The organism is Paenibacillus athensensis, from assembly GCF_004514475.2.
GTDB classification, from domain to species: Bacteria; Bacillota; Bacilli; order Paenibacillales; family NBRC-103111; genus Paenibacillus_AL; species Paenibacillus_AL athensensis.
This window is the reverse complement of sequence record NZ_MYFO02000005.1, coordinates 23,567-45,835: the sequence shown is the minus strand read 5'-3', so window position 1 is coordinate 45,835 and position 22,269 is coordinate 23,567. Positions and strand designations below refer to the sequence as shown.

Sequence of the window (22,269 nt, the reverse complement as noted above, 5' to 3'; positions counted from 1 at the left end):
TTGCTTGCAGGAGCAGCCATTTTGTGTTGCCAGCCGTTATTTCGGCTGTTGGGCGTGTTCGGTAGCGGTCTGCATATACGCTTGAATTTGCTCCAGCGTCCATTGGCTGCCTTGAAACAGCGTGCCAGCCCGCGCCTCTTCCAGCAGCTGCGCCAGCCAGGCAGCCTCGGCCTCGCCGAAATGCACGAAGCCTTCAATCATCATCGCCGAGCCGCGCGGTAGAAAAGCCTTCTTGAGCTCAAGCAGCGCTTTCGTCCGCTCGACGCGCTGCCGGCAGGCTTCGAGCTGCTCCGCGATCAGTGCCTTGACCTTCTCCGGCTCGCTGTGGCGAATGAACGGCAACGTTAGAAAAAACGGCTGCTGCGGATACGAGCTTTGATCCATTTGCCGGTACATCAGCTCTAAAAAAGCCGCTTTGCCGGCCGGAGTAATCCGGTAAATGGTTTTATCCGGCCGCTTCTCGCCGGGAACGGCGACAACCTCGGATACCTCGATCAGCTGTTCCTCGCGCAGCTGGTCGACGGCATAATACAGTGAACCGTCGCGCAGCTTGAAGCATTCGTTCCAATTGCGGTTTTTGATCGTTTGCCGCATCTCGTACGGATGCTGCTCACGCTCCATCAACAGCCCGAGAATCAGCAATCGCATGGACATGGCCGCGGCTCCTTAATGAAACGACGGTTCCGGCTTGTTGTCGCTTTGCGGTGCGCCTGCACCGCCAGGTCCGCCTTTCGGAGCCGCTTGCAGACGGGCGCGGCCCATCAGCAGCGCGAACACCAGCGCGAGGACCGGCAGCAGCACCGACCATTGGAAAACGAAAATAATCGAGTCGGCCAGCTTGCCGAGCAGCATGTCAATGACGGCTTTGGGGATGCCCATATGCGATTGCACGACCGGATCGAGCAGTGCTTGACCGCCTTTGATTTGCGCAGCCATCTGCGGATTGCTGTTCGGCATTGCCGCGACGCTTTCCTGGAACGAATGCTTTTGCATCGTGCCGAACACCGTGACGCCAAGCGCGGAGCCGATGGTACGGAAGAACGTAATCAGCGACGAAGCCGTGCCCTTGTATTGCGGCGGTACGGCGTTCAACGTCGAAATGTTCAGCAACGAGAAGGAAACGCCCATACCGAGGCCGATGACGACCATGTATAAGGTAATGACCAAACGACTGGTCGACGTATCCATCATAAAGCCAAGCAGGTACGTGCCAAGCAGCAGCGTCAGCGCGGAGACAACCATGACGGTGCGGAACTGGAATTTGCCTGCGACGCGTCCACCGATTTGGCTGCTGAGCACAACGCCCAGCATCATCGGCGTCAGTACGGTGCTCGTTTGCGTAGCCGTTTTGTGGAAGACGCCTTGAATGAACAGCGGAATGTAGGTCGCTCCGGCAATCATCACCGCGCCGTACAGCATGCTGATCATCATACTGCTGGTGAACAGCCGGCCGCGGAACAGATCCAGCTTGATGATCGGGTCCTTCGCAACACGTTCGACGAGCAAGAAGGCAATCAGCAGCACGCCGGAACCAACGAACAGGCCGATTGTTTTCACCGAATCCCAAGCCCAGTTATCGGTACCGCCAAGCTCCAGGCCGAACATCAGGCACAAAATCGCCCCGGTCAGCAAAATGGCGCCAGCCCAGTCGATGACTTGCTTGCGGGTATTTTTCGATTCATGATACGCCCGCCAAATAAACAGGAACGACAAAATGCCGATCGGTACGTTGATGTAGAAAATCCAGCGCCAGCTGATGTTATCGGTAATGGCGCCGCCCATAATCGGACCGAACACGCTGGACACGCCAAACACGGCGCCGAACAAGCCCATCATCTTGCCGCGCTTTTCCTGCGGAAACAAATCAAAGATGATCGTGAACACAATTGGCATCAGCGAACCCCCGCCGATCCCCTGAATGGCGCGGTACACAATGAGCTGTTCCATGTTTTGCGCCGTACCGCATAAAATCGAACCGACCATGAACAGCAGCAGACCGGCAAGGAAAAACTTTTTCCGTCCGTACATATCGGACAGCTTGCCGAAAATCGGCGTCGACACAACCATTGCGATCATGTAAGCCGAGTACACCCAGACGAATTTGTCGAGACCGCCGAGCTTCTCGATAATTTTGGTCATGGCCGTCGAAACGATCGTTTGATCGAGCGCCGCCATGAACAAGCCGAGCAGCAAGCCGGCAATGACGAGATTAATATTGCTTTTTTTGGCATCCATTGTAGCGAAACTTCCTTTCTCCTGACGAAATATACTCAAATTTGAATAACTATTTGTAATTATACTCAAATTTGAATAGGTGGCAACAGCTTTTTTTTACGAGCCTTGTCTGTAGGATTCCCAAAGCGCAAAAAAACTCCCCCCGTGCCGGGAGCTTCACCTTGCAGGTGTCAGCCGCCCGAATACGGGGGGAGTCTGGGGCTATTTGTACGCTTTTGCCAATTGCCGTTTGCCGGCAGGCGCTGCAACGGTTTCGTCCTGCGATTCGCTGAGCACCTCAATCTCGCGGATGTGTTCGATCGGGATCAGCACGTTGTTGATTTTGATGAGCTGGAAGGCTTTGTAATAACTCGAAATGGTTCCAACCATACTGTGATTCCCACAAGTGATCCTGACCTTTTCTTTACAAATGATGAGCCATTCAAACATCAAATATTCACCTCTCTACTATACTATGACAAGTTCAGGTGAGTATTCGTTACACAAAACCAAAAAAAATGGCAAAAATCCCCGACCCGAGGAGGCCGGAGAAGGACGCATTTGCCGTCCAATCAAGCTTATTTACCGCCGACGGCTTTGCCGTATTCGCGGACAATATCGAATTTTGTGTCGTCGGAAACGACATAACCTTGGTGCGAGTACACGTCCTGCACGATTTTTCTGCCTTCTTCGGATTTGGCGATATCGATAAACGCATTTTGCAGCTTGGCGATCCATTCCTTGCTCATATCCGCGCGGACAGAAATCGTATCGTTTGGAATCGGCTGCGTATAGTAAAGCACGCGAACTTTGCTGAACACGTCCGGCACGTCTTTTTTCACCGTATTGCGCGCATCTTCAAAAACCGCCGCCGCGTCGGTATCGCCGTCCAGCACCGACATGATGCCTTTGTCATGCCCTTTGACTGTGATCCCCTTGACGTCCTTATCCGGGTCGACGCCTGCTTTTTTCATTTCCGCCGCCGGCCAGACGTAGCCTGCCGACGAGGTAACGTCCTGCCAAGCGATCGTTTTGCCCTTCAGGTCCTTGAGCTCCTTGAGCGGAGAATCGGCTTTGACCACAATCATGGCCCGGTAAAAGTCGACCAGATCCGTTGTGTTTTCGCCGTTGGCCGGATTGATGCCAAAGCGCTGAGCCTGCAAAATGACCTCGGCCGCGCCTTTTTCCTTGGCCTGAACGTAGGCGGTTGGCGGCAGGAAGCCGACATCCACCTGCTTGGACGCCATCGCCTCAACGATGGTATTATAGTTCGTTGACACGCTGACCTTGACCGGAATGCCAAGCTTGTCCTTGAGCAGATTTTCCAGCGGCTTGGCTTTGGCCTCCAGGGTTTCCGCGTTTTGCGACGGTACGAACTGGACCTTCAGCTCCTTGGGCGCGTAGCCGCCTTCGGCAGCTTCCTTTTTGGCGCAGCCTGCAGCGGCAAGTCCGGCCCCGAGAATCAGGGTGAGGCCGATAGCGGTAAGCTTGTTAAGCATCGTTGTATACAACCTCCGTTAATCATGAATTGAACAACCTTTTATATGCAGCTCCGTCACGGGGCATAGGGAGGATCATGTGAAGTATTTGTGAATCGCAGGTTGTTTATGTACACTGGAAAATATAGAGCAGGGAAGCGGAGGAGGTTGCTATGAAGGAGTGGACAACGGTAACGGCGTGCACGGTCACCTTCCTGGAAACGAGCGATGTACACGGCGCGATGCTGCCGATCCATTATGCCGACAATCGGCCGCAGGAGCTGGGACTGGCCAAAATCGCCACGCTGCTGCGTCTGGAGCGGGCGCGCCAGCCGCACGCCATCTACGTGGACAACGGAGATTTGATTCAAGGAACGCCGCTGGCCTATCATCACGCGCGGCTTTGCAACGAGCCGGTGAACCCGCTGGTGCTGGGGTTGAACGAATTGAAATGCGACGCCGCGGTGCTGGGCAACCACGAGTTCAACTACGGGCTGGACGCGCTGCGCAAGGCCGTCGGCGAATCCCGCTTTCCGTGGCTGAGCGCGACGGTTGTCGACGAAACGACAGGCGAGCCGCTGTTCGGTACGCCCTATATCGTGCGGGAGCTGCCGGAGGGGGTACGGGTCGGCTTGCTGGGCTTGACGACGCCATATATTCCGAATTGGGAGAATCCCGATCACATTCGCGGCTTGCGGTTCATCGACGCAGTGGAGGCGGCGCAAACGTGGGTGCCAGTGCTGCGCGAGCAGGAGCGCGTCGATGTCGTCGCCGTCGCCTACCACGGGGGCTTCGAGCGCGATTTGGCAAGCGGCGAGCCGACCGAGCCGCAAACCGGCGAGAATCAGGGCTATCGGCTGTGCATGGAGGTGCCGGGGATCGACGTGCTGCTAACCGGGCATCAGCACCGCAGTCTGGCCGGCGTTGAGCTGAACGGCGTGGCGATTGTGCAGCCGGCCAGCCAAGGCGCGTATCTCGGCAAAGCGCAGCTGCAGCTGGCGCGGACAGAGCCGGATGGAGCCTGGCGCGTCGTCGGAAGGACGACCGAGCTGCTGCCGGCGGCGGGAGCGGAAGCGGACGCGGAGATTATGCAGCTTGCAGCGCCTTATGAAGCGCGCACGCAGGCATGGCTCGACCAGCCGATCGGCCGCTTGACGGGCAATATGCGCGTAACCGATCCGCTGCAAATCCGCCTCAAGGATAACGCGCTGATCGAATTTATCAACCGCGTCCAGATGGAGTTGTCCGGAGCGGACATTTCCAATACGGCGTTGTTCGACAACCGCTCGCCGGGCTTTCCCGAGCAGATTACGATGCGCGATATCGTATCCAACTACATTTATCCGAATACGCTCAAGGTCATCCGCATTTCCGGCCGCGACATCCGGGCGGCGCTGGAGCAATCGGCGGCTTATTTCGAGCTGGCCGGGGACGGTTCGATCCGCGTCAATCCGCGGTTTGCCGAGCCCAAGCCGCAGCACTACAACTATGATATGTGGGAAGGCATCGAATATCGGCTCAATATCGCCCGCCCGTTCGGGCAGCGCGTCGACAAGCTGCTGTACCGCGGCCGTCCCATCGATCCGGATGCCGAGTTTGACGTGGTGATGAACAATTACCGTGCCGGAGGCGGGGGGAATTTCCTGATGTTCAAAAACAAACCTGTCATTCGCGACATTCCAACGGATATGTCCGAGCTGATTGCTGCTTACATCATGGAGCGCGGCGTTATCGAAGCGCGCGTCGATCATAACTGGGAGGTTGTGGCCGAGCCGGAGGAACTGAAGTAAACGCTGGAAGCGATGTTTGAAGTAATGCTTGAGTAATGTGCCGATCCTTCGACAGCCAATCGCCTGAAAGGTATTTTCCAAAGCTTATCATAGGCATTTGTACGGGCGATGAGTGAAGCGGCATGTCGGCAGGCGCTCGAAAAAAGCCGCCCGCACCGTCACAAGCTTCGACGGGCGGCCGGCCGTTTGCGTCTCGCGCGACGCGGCGGATCGGGATTACTTTTCGAGCACGTATTCACGGTCTCCGGTTCGCGGGTTGTAATAGACGCGGTAGCGGAGGCCGTCTTTCGGATCGAGAAATACTTCTGTCGTTTCCACAAAGCCGTTGGACGGTTTGGAGGCGTTGCCTCCGTCGCGGCTTTTGTAGCGCTTGTCGTATACGACCCAGCTGAGCACCAGCAGCACGATGAAGCCCGCCGCCCAAAGCCCGTAAAACAGCAGGACAGGCAGCAAATGCATCATAACTTGCGCACGCGGACGGCAGTGCCGTAAGCGACAATTTCGCTCATGTTCTGGCCGATGTCGCCGCTGTCGAAACGCATCATGACGATTGCGTCAGCGCCCATAGCGGCGGCGTTTTTGACCATGCGGTCCATTGCCTGACGACGGCCGTCCTCGACCATTTGCGTGTATTGCGTAACTTCGCCGCCGACAAGCCCCTTCAGCGAAGCGAGAATATCGCCGCCGATGCCGCGCGCCCGCACAACGACGCCGAACGTGCTGCCCAATACCTCAGTAACCTCATAACCGGCGATGCCTTCAGTAGTCGCTACGATCATGTTATAAACAGCTCCTTTGGCCAGGCCCTCGCGGATGCCGGGAGGGTTCTGGTGATACCACTTATACGCCAAACGATACACGGAGGTTTCGCGATGACGATGAAATTAACGGCAGAGGCAGCCGTATGAGCACATTTGAGCTTTATCCGCTTGGCGATTCGGCGCTGACGGTGCGCTTGGGAGAGGTCATTGCTCCCGGGCTTCAGGAGCGGGTGCGCCGACTTGCCGCTTATATAGAAGAACGCCGTTTTCCCGGCATGATTGAACAATCCTCGGCTTATGCAGCCTTGACGATTTTCTACGATCCGTGGGTATTGTACGAAGCTGCAGACCGCTCCGCGCTGCCCTGCGAGCTGGCGGAAGCGTACGTGCGGGAATTACTTGACGCCTTTGAGCGGGAGGCGGCGGATGACGGCCCGGCGCCGGGCCGACTGGTCAAGCTGCCGGTCTGCTATGGTGGCGAATACGGGCCGGATTTGCCGGAGGTGGCGGCTGTTCACGGACTGACCGAGCAGGAGGTCGTCGCCCTGCACAGCGGCTGCGAGTATCCGGTGTATATGATCGGTTTTGCTCCGGGCTTCGCTTATTTGGGCGGCTTACCGGACAAGCTGGCGACGCCGCGCCGTTCCACGCCGCGCACGCGCATCGAGCCGGGCTCCGTCGGGATCGGCGGCAGCCAGACCGGCGTTTATCCGCTGGCGACGCCGGGCGGCTGGAACCTGATCGGCCGGACGCCGCTGGCGTTGTTTCTTCCCCGCGCCGCCGCGCCGTCGCTGCTGGAAGCCGGAGACCGCGTGCGTTTCATACCGATTACACCGGCGCAATTTGCCGAACAAAGCTCCACGAACGGGGAGGAAGCTCCAGATGAGTATTGAGGTGCAAAAGCCCGGTCTTTGGACGACTGTGCAGGACGGCGGACGATGGGGGGCGCGCAAATACGGCGTTGTCGTCTCCGGAGCGATGGACCGATTTGCGTACCGCGTCGCCAACGCGCTGGTCGGCAACGAGCCGCAGGCGGCGGCACTGGAGCTGACGCTGCTCGGACCTGAGCTGTGCGCGGGCGAAGACGTGCTGCTGGCGATTTGCGGCATCGGCTGCCGGGTGGAAGCCGTGCCGCCGGGCGGCGCCGCAGCGGCCGCAGTGGCCGAAGCGGCACCGCTGTGGCGACCGTTCCTGCTGCGCGCCGGGACGCAGCTGCGTTTTCGCGGCGGCTTTGCTGGCAGCCGCGCGTATGTGGCGCTCGGCGGCGGCGTTGCTGCCGAGCCGGTTTTGGGCAGCCGGAGCACGTATGTGCGGGCTGCCCTCGGCGGCGTCGCCGGTCGGCCGCTTGTGGCCGGCGACGCCGTGCAGGCCGCGCCGGCGGGAGCCGTGAGCCGGCGGCTTGCGGGCGCGCTGGCCGGGACCTCGGCCTGGCGCGCAGGCGCGGCGCTGGCGGCGGCCAGCTGGGCCGCAAGCGCCCGGATTTGGCCGGCGTACGGCGAAGCACCCGAGCTGCGGGTGCTGCCGGGCCGTGAGGCCGGCCTGTTTACGGCGGCAAGCGTGGACGCGTGGCGCCGTTCGGGCTACCGGGTCGCGCCGCAGTCGGACCGGATGGGCTGCCGGCTGCAAGGGACGCCGCTGGCGCTTGCGCCCGGCGCGGACGCGGAGATGCTCTCCGAGGCGGTCGCGCCGGGGACTGTGCAAATTCCGCCGGACGGGCAGCCGATTATTTTGGCGGCGGACTGTCAGACGACGGGCGGCTATCCGCGGCTGGCGCATGTGATCGACGCCGACCTGCCGCTGCTTGCGCAGTTGAAGCCTGGCGACACCGTTTATTTTCGCGAAGTCAGCCTGCGGGAAGCGCAGGAAGCGCTGCTGCTGCGTGAGCTGGACCTGCGCATGCTGGCCGCGGCTGTGCGGGCAAGGGCGCAGGAGGCTGGAGCGGGAGGGCTTTAGCGGGAAGGCTTTAGCGTGAAGTGAGAGCGGTGGATTGTTGGCAGGAAGTAGTAGTAGGGCTGCTGGCAGAAGGTCGGAGCAGGCAAGCGCTGGCGTGAAGTGAGAGCGGTGGATTGTTGGCAGGAAGCAGTAGTAGGGGCTGCTGGCAGAAGGTCGGAGCAGACAAGCGCTGGCGTGAAGTGAGAGCGGTGGATTGTTGGTAGGAAGCAGTAGCAGGGGCTACTGGCAGAAGGTCGGAGCAAGCAAACGTGGTGTGAAGTGAGAGCGTTGGATTGTTGGCAGGAAGCAGTAGCAGGGGCTGCTGGCAGAAGGTCGGAGCGTGGCAAGCGCTGGCGTGAAGTGAGAGCGGTGGATTGTTGGTAGGAAGCAGTAGCAGGGGCTACTGGCAGAAGGTCGGAGCAGGAGGGCGCTGGCGTGAAGTGAGAGTGATGGACTGTTGGCATGTAGCAGTAGCAGGAGCTACTGGCAGAAGCTAGGAGGGTGGCTGCCTGTGGCTTGCCGTCGGAGAAGCTTGAGAAAGCGAGGGACTTTTTGATGTTATCGATAGATTTGAACTGCGATATGGGCGAAAGCTTCGGCCAATATCGGCTTGGCCGCGACGAAGAGCTGCTGGACTATGTCAGCTCGGCCAATATCGCCTGCGGCTTTCATGCCGGCGATCCGGCGACGATGCGCCGCACAGTGCAGCTGTGCCTGCGCAAAGGCGTGCAGATCGGCGCCCATCCGGGCCTGCCCGATCTGCAGGGCTTCGGCCGGCGCGAGCTGGCGATCACGCCGGCTGAGGCCTACGAGCTGACGTTGTATCAGCTCGGGGCGCTGCAGGCTTTCGTCCGTGCCGAAGGCGGCAGCCTGCAGCATGTCAAGCCGCACGGCGCGCTGTATCACATGGCGGCAAAGCGCCATGATCTGGCCGCGGCGGTTGCGGCTGCAGTCGTCAGCGTTGGCGCGGAGCTGACGCTGTACGGTCCGCCCGGCAGCGAGCTGCTGCGGGCGGGAGCCGCCGCCGGCCTGCGCACGGCCGGCGAAGCGTTTGCCGACCGCACGTATCGGGCGGACGGCTCGTTGACGCCGCGCGACCAGCCGCGCTCGCTGATTGCCAGCGCCGCCGAGGCTGCGGCGCAGGTCGAACGTCTCGTCCGCCAAGGCGCGGTCCTCTCCGTGGACGGAGAGGAAGTGCCGCTGGCGGCCGAGACGGTGTGCGTGCACGGCGACGGCGCGCACGCTGTGGAGTTTGCGCGCGATATCCGCGCCGCGCTCGCGCAATGCGGCATCGCTGTGCGGCCGCTGGGCTGACGCTGCTATAAACGCCGTCATAAACGTCGGCATTGTAGCCGACATCGCAAGCGCGACCAGCAGGCAGAGGCGTTGTTCCGAGCGCTCAAGCTTCTCGGAGCTGCCTGGAGCCGCTGCCCGCAGCGCCGGGTTTTAGCACCGCGCATAATCAAATCGTTTCCCGATGCGGACGGGCGGCGTGAAGACGCAGCCATGAATACAAAATCGTTATAGTCGTTCTTTCACTTGAGAGGGGCCGCTGCGATATGCGTAAATAGAAGTGTAGCCGGCCGGCTCAGTCTCAAGGAAAGGAGTGGTCAAATTGATTACAACAGCGGAGGTGGTCTCCGCGTAAGCGGGGACCGTCGTTAACACGGGGGCCGCAAGGCCTCCGTCCATATTTTTTGAACCGGCGTATAGACAGCGAGAAGCTTTTTCCATATAATGAAAATTAGCACGCAAGCAATCCGAGTCTCTAATCCATTAACGGTGAAAGGAGTGTCAGACATGAACACAATGATTATTGCAAACGCGGCCGCCGCAGAGGTGCTCGTCTCTTAACTGAATATCATTCGTGGAATAACCGTTCACCTGGTACTGTATGGACAAATACATATACATGCGACAGGCACGATACGTTATCGTGTTTTTTTTATTCCAATTTTTCCACAATGATAGGAGGTGTAGGGGCGATGAAAGCACTCGCGGCGGTAGGTACTGGTCATAACAGCAACCACATATTCGAGGAGGTTTTCATCCATGAGTTACAAGAACGGCAAGGACGTTCTTCCCCCTAGCCTATTGAAACAATTGCAGGAATACATTCAAGGCGAAATCATATACATTCCGAAAAAAGAGCAGAAACGCGCCGGCTGGGGCGAAAATAACGGGACGCGGCTCGTGATCGAGCGCCGCAATCGTGAAATTTTCCGCCTTTATCAGAACGGCTCGACGGTGATGGAGCTGATTCAGGCGTTCCACTTGTCCGAAGACAGCATCCGCAAAATTATCGTCAAAACCCGGGAATTAACGGCAAGTCAGGCATAAAGCGGCGACCGCGAGGTTGCTGCTTTTTTTGTGTGTCGTGGTATGTGCGTAAAGCCCGGCCAGCAGGATTGCGCCTGTCCGCGGATGCTTCTTGATCCACAATCAACCTCAAGCCTCTATTCCGCGTCAAGGGGCTGTAGTACAATCAATTCAAGGAGTGATGGGGGCTATGGAAGCTGTGTTTGTGTATGGAACGCTGCTGACGGGAGAAAGCAATTATCGCGTCGCGTCGCCATTTGTGAAGTCGGTGCAACCGGGAGCCGTGTACGGACGTTTATATGATTACGGGCCTTATCCCAAGCTGACGTTGTGCGGGGAAGCCGAGGCCGGACCGCTCCCGGTTGTGGTCGGCGAATGGCTGGAGGTCTCGAAGGCGGGACTGCGGGCAATGGATGTGCTGGAGGGCTATTACGGTCCCGGCCGGGAGAATGAATACGAGCGGGTTCGGGTCGTCGACGCCGGCGACAGCGGCAAGGAAGGCTGGATTTATATAGGCGCCGACGTGCGGGGGCTCCCACAGATTGCCAGCGGCTCCTGGCGCGAGCATCGGGCGCAACGCGAGGGACAACTTCCCTAATATTTTTCGTCTTATTAAGCGGATTGCCCGTTTCGTGCCGCAGGCTGAAATGGTATAATTGGCGAAGTAGACAGATGAAGGAGATTCGGCATGGCTGAACTGAAAATATTATTGGCCGACGACGAGATGGCGCTGCGGTTTTTGTTGACGGAGACGCTGTCGGATGAAGGCTTCCATATTACGGAGGCCGAAGACGGTCAGCAGGCAATCGATTTTTTGAACGCCGAACGGTTCGATTTGCTTATTCTTGATTATATGATGCCCGAGCAAACCGGAGTCGAAGTGTGCGAATGGCTGCGGAGCAGCGACAATCCGAACAAAGACGTGCCCGTGGTGCTGTTGACGGCCAAGGCGCTCGACAAGGACAAGGAGAAAGCCAAAGAGGCTGGCGTAACGACGTATATCGTCAAGCCGTTCAGTCCGCTGCAGCTGGTGGAGAATGTCAGGCAGCTGCTTCAACTTCCTTAATGCAAAGGGTGTAGGTAAACATGAGCGACAGCAATCCAGAGAAGCAAATCCTTTCCAGGGAAGAGCGGGACAAAGACGCGCGCATTATGCAGCAGGGACGCAAGCTGTTTATTCGCGAGCTGGAGAAGCAAATTAAGGAGCTTCGAGAGCTGATGGAACGCCTTGTCCGGACGTCCGAGGCCGGCGATTATATGCGGCTGTATCGGATCGTACATACGCTAAAGGGCAGTGCGCCCATTTTCGGTTATACGCGCATCGGCAAGCTGGCCGAGGAAGTCGTCCGCATGTGGGAATGGACGCAAGCGGGCGGCGGCGAGGAAGCGGATATTGCTGCGCTTTCGCCGCTGCGTGCCAGTCTCAACGAAACGCCGGGGGCGCTGGAGCGGATGGCTTTGGAATTCGAGATCAGCCGGACTGAGCTGCAGATGGATCAACAGCAGCACCCTGCCGGCGGGTCGCTACTGGGCTCGCTCAAGGTGCGGCTGCTGCTGGTTGACGACGACGAGGTGCTGCGCTCGTACATGCTTAGGCGGCTGCAGCTAGACGAATGCGTGGTGGATGAAGCGTCCGACGTGGATACGGCGCGCCGTCTTTTGCGCGAGCACGACTACGATCTGGTGATTCTTGATCTAATGATGCACCCGCAGTCGGGGTATGAGCTGTTTGATTTTCTCAAGGACGATCCTACGCTCAAGTGGCTGCCGCTGATTGTATTATCCGGCCGCAACGATTTGGGCGACAAGGTGCGCTGCTTCCATCTTGGCGCAGACGATTATGTCACCAAGCCGTTCCAGTACGACGAGCTGGCGGCGCGCATTTACGGGCTGCTCAAGCGGGCCAAAAATTTCGAGCAATTGGCCTTCCGCGACGCGTTGACCGGCGTGTTCAACCGGCGGTATTTCGATTTGCAGATCGGCATTGAGCTGCAGCGCGCGGAGCGTTTTACCTCGCCGATGTCGCTGGTGTTTATCGATATCGACCGCTTCAAAAGCATCAACGACAACTACGGCCACCACGTTGGCGATTTGGTGCTGCAGGGCTTGGCGCACGTGCTGCAAACCAATTTCCGTTCGACGGATCTGCTGGCCCGTTTCGGCGGCGAGGAGTTTGTCATTGCCCTGCCGAATACGACGGCGGAGCAGGCGCAAACGATGGTGCAGGCGGTCTTGGACAAGGTGCGCAGCCAGCCGGTCGCCAAGCACGAGGGTCAATCTTTTTTTGTCACGTTCTCGGCGGGCATTGCTCCTTGGAAAAGCGGAATGGCGGTTAGCGAATGGACGCGCGACGCCGACGAAGCGATGTATCAGGCCAAGCAGCAGGGACGCAACCGCGTGCTGAGCATATTGGATGTGGCGGCTGGTCTGGAGAATCATGCGTCTGTGCTGACGCTGGCTGCCGAACCGCGCAAGCGTCTGCTGATTGTCGACGACGATCAGATTCTGCGTTCCATTGTGATCGGGAAGCTGGAGCATTTGCCCATCGACATCGTGGAGGCTGCCGACGGCGACGAAGCGGTGGAGCTATTGGCCCGCGGATCCTTTGACGCTTGTATTCTCGATGGCGTGATGCCGCGTCTGGACGGCTTCAGCCTGCTGGAGCATATCAAATCGGAAGCGGCGCTTGGCGAGATGAAGGTGCTGATGCTGTCGGCCAAGCGCAAGGAAGACGATCTGGTCAAAGGCTTCCGGCTGGGAGCCGACGATTATATGACAAAGCCGTTTTCACTCGTCGAGTTGGAGATGCGCGTGCGTCGTTTGATGAAATTGTAGGTTACGAAGCCGGGACGTGCAGCAAGCGTCTGCGGCTTTTTTTTGTGATGAGCCGGTTTGGAGTGAATTTGACCGAATGGTGTCGGCAGCCGGGTGGCGGGAGCGCTTTTTGAGCGGGAACGGTTTTCCGCGGTGCGAAGTTTTGATACAGTAGACAAAGACGGAAGGAAGTCCACGTTGCTTATACGGTCGGACGGCACTCGGGAAGGAGAGTATCGCGATGAATGACAAGGACGCTTTGGTCCGCTTTGGCATTTCGATGCCGCAATCGTTGATCGATCAGTACGATCGCTTGATCGCGCTGCAAGGCTATGACAATCGCTCGGAAGCGATTCGCGATCTGGCCCGCAAGGCGTTGCTTGCATCCAGCTCGCTGCAGCCGGAGGGGACAGTCGCGGGAACGATCGTTATGGTATACGATCATCATGTTCGCGAGCTGCCGATGACGCTGATGGAGCTGCAGCACGACTACCATCAGGAAATCATTTCGACGATGCATATTCATTTGAATCACGCGCAATGTCTGGAAATTCTCGTTGTCCGCGGCAAGGTCCACCAGCTGCGCGAGCTGCAGCAGCGGATTCAGGTACTGCGGGGCGTCAGCTACGCCGAGCTGTCCGTGACGCATGTGGACGAGCCGGGAACGGCCGGCGAAGGGCATGAGCACGGGCACGATCACGGGCATGAGCATGGCCAGATGCACGCGCATAAGCACGGGTATGAGCAGGATCACGTACACGTGCACAAGCACGCTCATGAGCATGAACATGCTGCTGAAGGGGGCAAGCCGGAGCCGGAGAATGGCTGAAGCGCTGCTCGCAGCGAAGACTGTTGTTACTAGCGCCATGCTTACGGAGGGAGCCGTGAGGCTAACGGCGACGAGGGCCGGACGTGCGTGAAATTAGAAGTTGATTTCCATTTTTGTTACAATAAAAGGGGAAGAGGAGGTGTCGAAGATGTCTGCCAAGTATTTTACACTGGAGGAAGCCAATGGGCTGCTGCCGTCGATTGACCGTGAATTGCGCGCCTTGCAGGAGCTGAAGCGCCGGTTCGAGGAAAGCTACTTGGAGCTGCGCCGCCAGAAGGAACGGCGGGGGCAAAGCGGCGGGAGCAGCGAGGCGGACCCGTTTTTTATGATGGAGGCCGAGCTTGAATTCATTCAGATTGAGGCGCGAGGTCATATTCAAAGCATTCATGGGCAAGGCATCGAGCTGAAGGACATCGACATCGGTCTCGTCGATTTCCCCGCTCTGCTGGACGGGCAAGAGGTATTGCTGTGCTGGCGGCAAGGCGAGGACCGGATTCGTTACTATCATAACCGCCACGATGGTTTTGCCGGGCGCAAGCCGCTCGTGGACTAGCCCGATAAGGAGCCTGACCTGATTATGGCAAGCAAATCAATACTCAAGCGGCAATTGCAGCGTTTGCTGCCGCTGTTTGCAGGGCTTCTGCTGCTGCTCGTCTATACAGCCGGCGCTTTGCCGCAGTCTGCTTCGGCGCACGCGTTTCTTGTGGATACGCAGCCGGCCCCGAACAGCAAGCTGGCGACAGCACCAGAACGAATAACGTTAACCTTTAACGAACGGCTGGACGACGGCCTGTTTTACTTGAAAGTTTTTGATCAAAAAGGCAAGGAAGCGGTCAGCGCCAAAGCGGCGATGAGCGCAACGCACAATGGCATTGAGCTGGCGCTGCCCAAGCTTGCCGAAGGCATCTACGTGATCAGCTATCATGTGATTTCGGCGGACGGGCATCCGGTCAGCGGCAGTTATCCGCTGACCGTGGGCAACCCGCCGCCGTCGGCCGAGGCGCCCGTGCTCACCGGGCAGCCGACGCATGCGCACGGCGCCTCGGGGCAGCAGCTCACGCTGGCGGAGCTGCTGCAGTACATGGCGCGCGCGCTCTGGTATGCAGCCGTCCTGCTGCTGGGCGGCTGGGTGATCTGGCTCCGCCTGCCGGGCGGCGGAGGCGCGTCGTCCCGGCGCGAGCTGGCCGCCTGGACGCTGAATTTACAGCGCGCGCACGTGGTGGCGCTGCTGTTTTTGATTTTTACGCACACCGAGGATTTGCTCGGGGGCGGCGGGTTTGGCGAGCTGGTGCAGCTGTTTACGGCGACAAGCGTCGGGATCAGCTGGCTAGCGCTGCTGGTGCTGTCGCTCGTCGGCTTTGTCGTCGTGGGCCGCAGCGCCGTGCTCGACCTCGTTTGGGCCGTGCTGCTGGTAGCGGCCAAATGCTTCAGCGGCCATGCTACCTCGTTCACCCCGCAGGCAGCCACCATCGCCCTGGACGCGGTGCACCTGCTCGCAGGGGCGCTTTGGGCCGGCGGTCTGCTGTTGCTCGCGGTGCAGCGCAAAAGCAGCCCGCAGGCGGCAGCCGCGCTGCTCCGGCCGTTTTCGCGGATGGCGCTGTGGTCGATTGTGGTGCTGATCGTCAGCGGAGCGGCGTCGATCCTGCTTTTTTTACCGTCGCCGCGCTATTTGCTGTATACGCTGTGGGGCAAGCTGATGCTGATCAAAATCGGCGCAGTCGTGTTGGTCTTGCTGACGGGCGGCTTGCTGCGGCTGGCGATGTACAAGCGGCGTGAAAAGCAGCTCAATTTCTGGTTCAAGCTCGATCTGACGCTCATGGCGATCATTATCGTACTGGTCGGTCTGATTACGTATATGGCGCCGATTCCCGCCAATGAGCCCTTGCGCTGGCATGTGATGGGGGAGACACAGCATATGTCAACGGATATTACTCCGCGGGCACCCGGTACGAACACGTTTGAAACCGAGGTCTGGATGCCGGAGAAGTCGGGCAAGCCTAAGCAGGTGCAGCTGATTTTGCACTATGAAGACAATGCGTCGGTAGCGCCGATTCAGGTGCCGCTGGAGCCCGCTGCCGAGGATGCGGACGGTGTGCAGGTCGAGACGTACGGCGGTTTTGTACCTTTTGCTTATCAGGCTTCGGGCGAATACTTATCCCTGCGCGGTCATTGGACGGCCGAGGTGCGAATTATGGACAGCGAGGATAATGAAAAGGTCTACAAGGAGTCCTTTCTTGTATATTAGTAGTAGATGGGCTAGGGCCTGCTGTTCAGGCCGTAGACTTTTCACAGCGTAAATGATTGGTATGCCTGATAGTTGATCAGGTAAATGAAAGGAGAAGGTTGCATGGTTTGGAAGTCCGTATTGGAGCGGGACCATTTTACTGTCAAGCTGGACGAGAAGGATCGGACGGCGCTGCTTGAGGTGAACGACGGAGGCATTGCGCCTGCTTATGTAACTGTTCGCTTGCAGGAGCAGGAAATTGACGAACTGATCGATGCGCTCCAGCAGGTGCGCAACGCCTTGAAATAAACAGCTGCTTGGCGTCTGCGAAGCGGCAGCCCGGTTTTCGTGCTCAAGATTAGCTTGAGTGCGGCAGCCGGGCTTTTTTTGTAGGAAAGAAGGAAAGTAGCGCTTTCGGGAGATACCTTTTATTGAAAGAAAAATTTGCAGAGAGCTCTTTTGAAGAACTTATTGCAGGTTTAATACAAATATTTAATAGAGGTCAACCCAATTATTCCTCTTTGTGTGAAATGTTTGGCGGTAAGACCGGAGTCATTCAGAGTTTGGAATTTATTATTTATAACATAACGGATGTTGAAAGAAGCTTAAACGATATAGTTAGTTATACAAAAGCTTCCACCCACAGCAGTGGAATGGAAGCTTTTGTAATCAAAGGGGAGGAAGAAACCTAGGGCTGGAGCCCGTAAACCAATGTGCCTTGTCGGTATACGGTAATATGGTTCCAGTCCGTATAACCAGTTGCGCCGGCAAGGAAGGAGTAATCGTTGGTTCGTGTGAAATTCGACCAATCGGATTTATTAAAGCGGCATTGAACCTCCAGGGTCTGACCGGCGCCCAAGGTTCCGGCGCTGCTTGTAAAGCCGACTTCCAGATACGTATCTGCGCTTGCGGTCGGAGCGGCCATCGAACTAAAAGCGCCTGTTGTCGACGAACAGCTGCCGCTGGACCAATCACAGGCAAATTGGAGGGACGGACCCCCGTCTTTCGTGAAGTAATAACGGATTTTGACATCGGAAAGCGAAACCGCCGAGCTGCCGGTATTGGTCAGCTTGAAGCGCGGATACACGCTGTTATTGGTTGCATTAGTGCTGCCGTCGAACGAGCGCAGCGTCAACCCGCCTGAAACTGGCGTACCCGTTGGCGTAGGTGTAGGTGTCGCGGTTGGCGTTGCCGTTGGCGTAGGTGTAGGTGTCGCGGTTGGCGTCGCCGTTGGTGTAGGCGTAGGTGTCGATGTCGGCGTAGCTGTTGGTGTAGCAGTTGGCGTCGGCGTCGGAGTTGCAGTCGGAGTTGCTGTCGGACTTGGTGTCGGTGTGCTGGCTGCTCCATACACTTCGAATTCATACAGCGAATAGCCCCATTGGGTGGCGCGCTGTGTTCCGTACATTCGGATATAACGAGCGTTTGCTGCCGGGAAATTGAGCGTTTGCGTGCCCCCTGCGCCCACAGTCGTCGTATAAACAGTTTGCCAGTTGGCATTGTCGGACGACACTTGAATCTGGAACGCTTTGGCATAAGCCGTTTCCCAGCTTAGACTGACGCTATTGACCGATTTGACTGCTCCCAGATCGACGCTCACCCATTGCGGATCGTTGTAGGCGGACGACCAGCGCGTTGACGGATTGCCGTCAAACGCATTGGCGGCTCCGCGAGCTGCGTCGTCGGTCGAGCTGGCTGTTGCTGTGTGGTTCAGCGCCAGATTGGCGGAAGGGGGATTGTCGGTGCCGCGCGGGTAATTTTTCAGATCAGGCAGCGATTCCAGAGTAACCGTGCGTGCGTCGTTATATACTTTGCGAACGTAGTCTTCGGAGTTGTTATTTTTCACAAAATCTACCCAAGTCACAAAATAGGACCAAGGCTGGCTATTGAAATTGTCGGGATTCGGGAGCTGGCTATTTTCAGCCACGCCGAACATTTTCAGCTTGTTGGGGAAAATACGCTGGTAATTGTTCCAGGTCTGGAAGTCTGTCGGATAGTCGTAAGAAATAATATCCACATAGTTGTCTCCTGGATACCAGTTGGCGGAGTTGCCGTAGTCATAGCTGTTCCACACCCAGATCAGGTTGTTCAGGTGATGGACGTTCTGGAAACGGTCGAACATGAGCTTCCACAGCTTTTTGCAGGCCTCCGGCCCTTTGGCGCCCCACCAGAACCAGCCGCCTTCGGCTTCGTGCAGCGGCCGCCACAGCACCGGCACGCCGGCTGCTTGCAGTTTTTTCAGCTGTTCAGCAGCAAGGTCGATATCCCGGACAAGGAGCTGGTAGTCTTGGGAGCTTGGGTTGTTCATGGCGTAGTTGACGTCAAAGGATGTTGCATTCGTATAAAAGGCTTTGTACCATTCGCCGGTCACGTTTTTTGGCGCGTCCCAATGCCAGCTGATCGTCACGATGCCTTTTTTGTTGTTGTACCAGTCAATCCCCTTGTTGGCATCTTGGGAATTGGCTCCGTTCTGGATCCGGACCGGGGTAATGTCCATGAAATCGAGACCGAGAATGGCCGGGGTTTTACCCGTTTTGCTTTTGACCCAGTCGGCCCAATCGCTGCCGTATTGACCGGAGATCGTTTTTTTGCCATAGACGTCAGCCATGTAGCTAATCAGGGATAACGCTTCGTTGGAAGCTCCAGGCGTTACAAGTGTTTTGTAAGGGTTTGCAGCAGCTTGAGCGACGGGGACCGTCAGCATGGAAACAAGCAAAGCAAGCGAGCAGGCAAAAGCGAGAAATAGGCGCAGTCCGTGTTTAATCATCATCTTTCCTCCTAAGCATGATTTTTGTAAGCGCTTTAAAAACAAGGCGAGTCTATACCGGCTTATGGCTCGTTATCGCTTGTCTTAGTCTAATAACGTTTTCATAAACAACCTCCTTTCTGTTTTCATAATATAAATATACATTTAATCGATATTATTAATCAATAAGTATATTTATTATATTGATTATATTTTTGTAATTGTCAATCCGATGTAAAGAACCCGGTGTTCGGATCATTGAGGTGGCGCGAATGTCGGCAAATGCATACGATTCGTCATAAAATGCATGGTCAAGCGGCTTGCGGCTGCGGTATGCTGGAACTGAAAAGAGCGATCAAGACGAGGGAAGTACGAAAGCGGGGAAAACCACGTGACGGCTCAGCGCAGCATTACGCTGCTGCAAGGAATTGCGTTATATATGGGAGCGGTGCTTGGCTCCGGCATTTTGATTTTGCCCGGCTACACCGCAGAGGTGGCTGGACCTGCTTCGATCCTCTCGTGGCTGTTATTGTCGCTGCTCAGCATTCCCGTTGCGTATACGTTTGCCCGGCTGGCGTTGCGTTTTGCCCATTTCGGCGGACTGGCGACGATGATTCGGCATGCGTTCGGGCCGGTGTGGGGAGCGGTGGCTGGCTGGTGGTTTATCGTGTGGGTCGGGACGGGGCAAACGGTTGTGGGGCTGACCGGGGCCGCTTATGTGACGCATGCGTTTGGACTGCCGAGCGGCTGGAGCTTTGGCATCGCTTTTCTGTTCCTGCTGGCGGCGCTGCTCAGTAATTTCGGGGGCATGCGGGTGAGCGGCGGGGTATCGCTTCTGCTTAGCGGAGCGGTGCTGCTGCTGCTCGTGGCGACGATTGCGCTGGCGCTGCCACGGCTTGAGCCGTCGGCGTTTACGCCATTTGCTCCTCATGGAGCGGCGGGAGCGGGGAGGGCTTGCGTGTTGATTTTCTGGGCTTTTTTCGGCTGGGAAAGCATTACGCATCTGGTGCCTGAATTTCGCAATCCGCAGCGGGACGTGCTGCGGAGCACGTGGGCGAGCGTATTTCTTATCGGTGCGGTCTATACGCTGCTTGCGGTTGTGACGATCGGCACGCATACGTACGGAAGTGGGGCCGGTACGGACGCTCCGCTCGCCGCGCTGATGAGTCGCACGATCGGTTTTAGCGCCGCTGCTGCGACTGCGGCTGTCGCTTGCATTGTTTGTCTCGGTACGTTGAACGTTTACGTGGCCAGCATCTCCCGTCTCGGCCATGCACTGGCAGCGGAGGGGCAGCTGCCGCGCTGGCTCGGCGGCGTCAACCGCCGGGGCTTTCCTTACCGGACCGGGCTGTTCCTGTTCGCGACCAATGCCGTCGAGCTGCTGCTCAGCTACTGGCGGAGCCTGGGAGCCGACAAGCTGATTTTGCTGCCCACAACGCTGGGCATCTGCTTGTATGTGCTCGCTTCGCTGGCTTGCGTCAAGCTGCTCTGGCACGACAAGGCCGGCCGCTGGTCGGCGCTGCTTGCTGCGCTGTGCTGTCTGCTGATTGCGCCGTTTGCCCGCGAGTTTTTGCTGGCTCCGTTGCTGGTTGGCCTCGCCTGCTGGCTTTACTTGCGATGGCGGCGGGGGCGCGAGCGGAGAACGGGACGCAGCGGCAGCTGAACTGTGGCCCAATCGGAGCGCTTAGCCGCTTGCATCTTTTCCGCAACTTGCCTATAATACACAGTAAACCTAGCATATAAGCAAAATGCTTTGACGGAGAAGAGTACGCAGTGCTTCCTGACAGGGAGAGAGGGCCGGAGATTGAGAGCCGTCTTCCAGGAACCAGGCTGCTGAAGTTCGCTCCTGAGCAGTCCTTTGAACGGCCGATGACCGCTGCTTCAATAGTAGCGCCGAAGCGGCTCCAGTAGAGGGAACCGGATTCCATATCCGTTATCGCAATGAAGTGAGACTTGCGCCAAGCAAGCGGCGGGCTCGTTCGGGATATCCGATCGGCTTTGGCCTGCAGCGGCAGTCTAATTAGGGTGGTACCACGGCTTTCTCGTCCCTTGTTTGGGAGAGAAGGCCTTTTTTGCGTGCATATGCGAAGATTACGATTCAGGAGGGGTATCCATGAAAGAGCGTTTGGAAGCGTTGAAGGTGGAGGCGCTACAGGAGCTGGGCGGCGTGCAAAGCCAACAGGAGCTTAACGAGCTGAGAATCAAGTATTTGGGTAAAAAAGGTCCGCTGACGGAGATTTTGCGCGGCATGGGCGCGCTGAGCGCCGAGGAGCGTCCGGTGATCGGCCAAGTCGCCAACGACGTGCGCGCGGCGATTGAAGAGGTGATTGAAGCAAAGCAGGCTGCTTATCAGCAGCAGGAAACGGAGAACCGACTGCGGGCGGAAACGATTGACGTGACGCTGCCAGGACGACCTTCGCCGCAAGGCGCGGTCCATGCGATCAATAAGGTCGTGCAGCAGATCGAGGATATTTTTCTCGGCATGGGCTTTACGATTGTTGAAGGACCCGAGGTGGAGCGGGATTACTATAACTTTGAGGCGCTGAATTTGCCCAAGGATCACCCGGCGCGCGATATGCAGGATTCATTTTACATTACCGATGAGATTCTGATGCGCACGCATACGTCCCCGGTGCAGGTGCGGACGATGGAAGCGAGCAAGGGCAAGGCGCCGATCAAAATTTTATCCCCCGGCAAGGTGTACCGCCGCGACGACGACGATGCGACGCATTCGCATCAATTTACGCAAATCGAAGGTTTGGTCATCGACCGCAATATTCGGATGAGCGACCTCAAAGGCACGCTGCTGCAATTCGTGCGCGAGCTGTACGGCCCAGACGCCGAAATCCGTCTGCGTCCGAGCTTTTTCCCTTTCACTGAGCCTAGCGCCGAGGTTGACGTGTCGTGCATGATGTGTGGCGGCAACGGCTGCCGGACGTGCAAGCATACGGGCTGGATCGAAATTCTCGGCTCCGGCATGGTGCATCCGCGCGTGCTGGAAATGTCCGGCTACGACCCGAACGAATACAGCGGCTTTGCCTTCGGCATGGGGCCCGAGCGGATTGCGCTGATCAAATACGGCATTGAAGACATACGTCATTTCTATACGAACGACCTGCGGTTCCTGAAGCAGTTCCTGCACGTATAGCGGTCAAAAGAGCGGAG

22 protein-coding genes are annotated in these 22,269 nt (G+C 57.7%); 15 read left to right on the top strand and 7 right to left on the bottom strand.

From position 1 onward, the window contains the following. Positions 1-36: 36 nt before the first annotated feature. From B5M42_RS10860 to B5M42_RS10845, 4 genes are all read right to left on the bottom strand, one after another. Positions 37-654 (bottom strand): PadR family transcriptional regulator, encoded by a 618-nt coding sequence (locus B5M42_RS10860; RefSeq protein WP_134754503.1) that lies wholly within the window; start codon positions 652-654, stop codon positions 37-39. A 12-nt stretch (positions 655-666) separates the two neighbouring features. Beyond that, a complete protein-coding gene (locus B5M42_RS10855; protein ID WP_134754501.1) occupies positions 667-2,235 on the bottom strand; it encodes an MDR family MFS transporter in 1,569 nt (522 codons plus the stop codon). 201 nt (positions 2,236-2,436) lie between these two features. Then, positions 2,437-2,664, bottom strand: coding sequence for a hypothetical protein (locus B5M42_RS10850; RefSeq protein ID WP_134754499.1), 228 nt, complete (start codon positions 2,662-2,664; stop codon positions 2,437-2,439). Positions 2,665-2,792: 128 nt separating this feature from the next. Next, positions 2,793-3,713: a phosphate/phosphite/phosphonate ABC transporter substrate-binding protein gene (locus B5M42_RS10845; RefSeq protein WP_134754497.1), complete on the bottom strand. Its 921-nt coding sequence runs from the start codon at positions 3,711-3,713 to the stop codon at positions 2,793-2,795. 152 nt (positions 3,714-3,865) lie between these two features. Between B5M42_RS10845 and B5M42_RS10840 the strand changes: the two genes are divergently transcribed. After that, a complete protein-coding gene (locus B5M42_RS10840; RefSeq protein WP_134754495.1) occupies positions 3,866-5,482 on the top strand; it encodes a bifunctional metallophosphatase/5'-nucleotidase in 1,617 nt (538 codons plus the stop codon). 216 nt (positions 5,483-5,698) lie between these two features. On the opposite strand, the gene B5M42_RS10835 is transcribed toward B5M42_RS10840, so the two are convergent. Next, a complete protein-coding gene (locus B5M42_RS10835; protein ID WP_209280740.1) occupies positions 5,699-5,944 on the bottom strand; it encodes an HD family phosphohydrolase in 246 nt (81 codons plus the stop codon). Next, complete coding sequence (locus B5M42_RS10830) at positions 5,941-6,261, bottom strand: YbjQ family protein (RefSeq protein WP_134754493.1); 321 nt, start codon at positions 6,259-6,261, stop codon at positions 5,941-5,943. The genes B5M42_RS10835 and B5M42_RS10830 overlap by 4 nt, the downstream gene beginning before the upstream one ends. A gap of 125 nt (positions 6,262-6,386) precedes the next feature. On the opposite strand from B5M42_RS10830, the gene pxpB reads away from it, so the two are divergent. The 12 genes from pxpB (at position 6,387) to B5M42_RS10770 (ending at position 17,053) form a co-directional block, all read left to right on the top strand. Then, the gene (gene pxpB / locus B5M42_RS10825; RefSeq protein ID WP_134754491.1) at positions 6,387-7,136 is read left to right on the top strand and encodes a 5-oxoprolinase subunit PxpB; all 750 of its coding nucleotides are present in this window, start codon (positions 6,387-6,389) and stop codon (positions 7,134-7,136) included. Continuing rightward, complete coding sequence (locus tag B5M42_RS10820) at positions 7,126-8,196, top strand: 5-oxoprolinase subunit C family protein (protein WP_134754489.1); 1,071 nt, start codon at positions 7,126-7,128, stop codon at positions 8,194-8,196. The genes pxpB and B5M42_RS10820 overlap by 11 nt, the downstream gene beginning before the upstream one ends. Positions 8,197-8,730: 534 nt before the next feature. Then, positions 8,731-9,489, top strand: coding sequence for a LamB/YcsF family protein (locus B5M42_RS10815; RefSeq protein WP_134754487.1), 759 nt, complete (start codon positions 8,731-8,733; stop codon positions 9,487-9,489). 738 nt (positions 9,490-10,227) lie between these two features. Beyond that, positions 10,228-10,515, top strand: coding sequence for a CD3324 family protein (locus tag B5M42_RS10810; RefSeq protein ID WP_134754485.1), 288 nt, complete (start codon positions 10,228-10,230; stop codon positions 10,513-10,515). Between the two features lie 169 nt (positions 10,516-10,684). Beyond that, the gene (locus B5M42_RS10805) at positions 10,685-11,092 is read left to right on the top strand and encodes a gamma-glutamylcyclotransferase family protein (RefSeq protein ID WP_134754483.1); all 408 of its coding nucleotides are present in this window, start codon (positions 10,685-10,687) and stop codon (positions 11,090-11,092) included. 90 nt (positions 11,093-11,182) lie between these two features. Next, complete coding sequence (locus B5M42_RS10800) at positions 11,183-11,560, top strand: response regulator (protein ID WP_134754481.1); 378 nt, start codon at positions 11,183-11,185, stop codon at positions 11,558-11,560. A gap of 20 nt (positions 11,561-11,580) precedes the next feature. Next, on the top strand, positions 11,581-13,329 hold the full coding sequence (locus tag B5M42_RS10795; protein WP_230632851.1) for a diguanylate cyclase: 1,749 nt from the start codon (positions 11,581-11,583) through the stop codon (positions 13,327-13,329). 220 nt (positions 13,330-13,549) lie between these two features. After that, positions 13,550-14,137, top strand: coding sequence for a nickel-responsive transcriptional regulator NikR (gene nikR, locus B5M42_RS25310; RefSeq protein WP_167690040.1), 588 nt, complete (start codon positions 13,550-13,552; stop codon positions 14,135-14,137). Between the two features lie 148 nt (positions 14,138-14,285). Further along, complete coding sequence (locus B5M42_RS10785) at positions 14,286-14,690, top strand: DUF2203 domain-containing protein (RefSeq protein WP_134754477.1); 405 nt, start codon at positions 14,286-14,288, stop codon at positions 14,688-14,690. Between the two features lie 24 nt (positions 14,691-14,714). Continuing rightward, positions 14,715-16,382 (top strand): copper resistance CopC/CopD family protein, encoded by a 1,668-nt coding sequence (locus B5M42_RS10780; RefSeq protein ID WP_134754475.1) that lies wholly within the window; start codon positions 14,715-14,717, stop codon positions 16,380-16,382. Positions 16,383-16,484: 102 nt separating this feature from the next. Continuing rightward, entirely contained in the window at positions 16,485-16,670 is a 186-nt protein-coding gene (locus tag B5M42_RS10775; protein ID WP_134754473.1) for a hypothetical protein, read from the top strand. Between the two features lie 122 nt (positions 16,671-16,792). Further along, a complete protein-coding gene (locus B5M42_RS10770; RefSeq protein ID WP_134754471.1) occupies positions 16,793-17,053 on the top strand; it encodes a hypothetical protein in 261 nt (86 codons plus the stop codon). Here the strand turns inward: B5M42_RS10770 and B5M42_RS10765 are convergent. Beyond that, positions 17,050-19,128 carry a glycosyl hydrolase gene (locus B5M42_RS10765; RefSeq protein WP_134754470.1) on the bottom strand — a complete coding sequence of 693 codons (2,079 nt, stop codon included), beginning with the start codon at positions 19,126-19,128 and terminating at the stop codon, positions 17,050-17,052. The genes B5M42_RS10770 and B5M42_RS10765 overlap by 4 nt on opposite strands. Positions 19,129-19,495: 367 nt before the next feature. On the opposite strand from B5M42_RS10765, the gene B5M42_RS10760 reads away from it, so the two are divergent. Together B5M42_RS10760 and pheS are read left to right on the top strand one after the other, a co-directional pair. Beyond that, on the top strand, positions 19,496-20,767 hold the full coding sequence (locus B5M42_RS10760; protein ID WP_230632850.1) for an APC family permease: 1,272 nt from the start codon (positions 19,496-19,498) through the stop codon (positions 20,765-20,767). A gap of 450 nt (positions 20,768-21,217) precedes the next feature. Next, positions 21,218-22,252 (top strand): phenylalanine--tRNA ligase subunit alpha, encoded by a 1,035-nt coding sequence (gene pheS, locus B5M42_RS10755; RefSeq protein WP_134754468.1) that lies wholly within the window; start codon positions 21,218-21,220, stop codon positions 22,250-22,252. The last annotated feature ends 17 nt before the right edge of the window (positions 22,253-22,269 follow it).

Coding starts and splice junctions, on each gene's coding strand:
- B5M42_RS10820 (WP_134754489.1), top strand. CDS start 7,126: ATGAGTATTGAGGTGCAAAAGCCCGGTCTTTGGACGACTGTGCAGGAC.
- pxpB (WP_134754491.1), top strand. CDS start 6,387: ATGAGCACATTTGAGCTTTATCCGCTTGGCGATTCGGCGCTGACGGTG.
- nikR (WP_167690040.1), top strand. CDS start 13,550: ATGAATGACAAGGACGCTTTGGTCCGCTTTGGCATTTCGATGCCGCAA.
- B5M42_RS10800 (WP_134754481.1), top strand. CDS start 11,183: ATGGCTGAACTGAAAATATTATTGGCCGACGACGAGATGGCGCTGCGG.
- B5M42_RS10785 (WP_134754477.1), top strand. CDS start 14,286: ATGTCTGCCAAGTATTTTACACTGGAGGAAGCCAATGGGCTGCTGCCG.
- B5M42_RS10775 (WP_134754473.1), top strand. CDS start 16,485: ATGGTTTGGAAGTCCGTATTGGAGCGGGACCATTTTACTGTCAAGCTG.
- B5M42_RS10855 (WP_134754501.1), bottom strand. CDS start 2,235: ATGGATGCCAAAAAAAGCAATATTAATCTCGTCATTGCCGGCTTGCTG.
- B5M42_RS10810 (WP_134754485.1), top strand. CDS start 10,228: ATGAGTTACAAGAACGGCAAGGACGTTCTTCCCCCTAGCCTATTGAAA.
- B5M42_RS10795 (WP_230632851.1), top strand. CDS start 11,581: ATGAGCGACAGCAATCCAGAGAAGCAAATCCTTTCCAGGGAAGAGCGG.
- B5M42_RS10765 (WP_134754470.1), bottom strand. CDS start 19,128: ATGATGATTAAACACGGACTGCGCCTATTTCTCGCTTTTGCCTGCTCG.
- B5M42_RS10780 (WP_134754475.1), top strand. CDS start 14,715: ATGGCAAGCAAATCAATACTCAAGCGGCAATTGCAGCGTTTGCTGCCG.
- B5M42_RS10830 (WP_134754493.1), bottom strand. CDS start 6,261: ATGATCGTAGCGACTACTGAAGGCATCGCCGGTTATGAGGTTACTGAG.
- B5M42_RS10860 (WP_134754503.1), bottom strand. CDS start 654: ATGTCCATGCGATTGCTGATTCTCGGGCTGTTGATGGAGCGTGAGCAG.
- B5M42_RS10835 (WP_209280740.1), bottom strand. CDS start 5,944: ATGATGCATTTGCTGCCTGTCCTGCTGTTTTACGGGCTTTGGGCGGCG.
- B5M42_RS10850 (WP_134754499.1), bottom strand. CDS start 2,664: ATGTTTGAATGGCTCATCATTTGTAAAGAAAAGGTCAGGATCACTTGT.
- B5M42_RS10840 (WP_134754495.1), top strand. CDS start 3,866: ATGAAGGAGTGGACAACGGTAACGGCGTGCACGGTCACCTTCCTGGAA.
- B5M42_RS10805 (WP_134754483.1), top strand. CDS start 10,685: ATGGAAGCTGTGTTTGTGTATGGAACGCTGCTGACGGGAGAAAGCAAT.
- pheS (WP_134754468.1), top strand. CDS start 21,218: ATGAAAGAGCGTTTGGAAGCGTTGAAGGTGGAGGCGCTACAGGAGCTG.
- B5M42_RS10845 (WP_134754497.1), bottom strand. CDS start 3,713: ATGCTTAACAAGCTTACCGCTATCGGCCTCACCCTGATTCTCGGGGCC.
- B5M42_RS10815 (WP_134754487.1), top strand. CDS start 8,731: ATGTTATCGATAGATTTGAACTGCGATATGGGCGAAAGCTTCGGCCAA.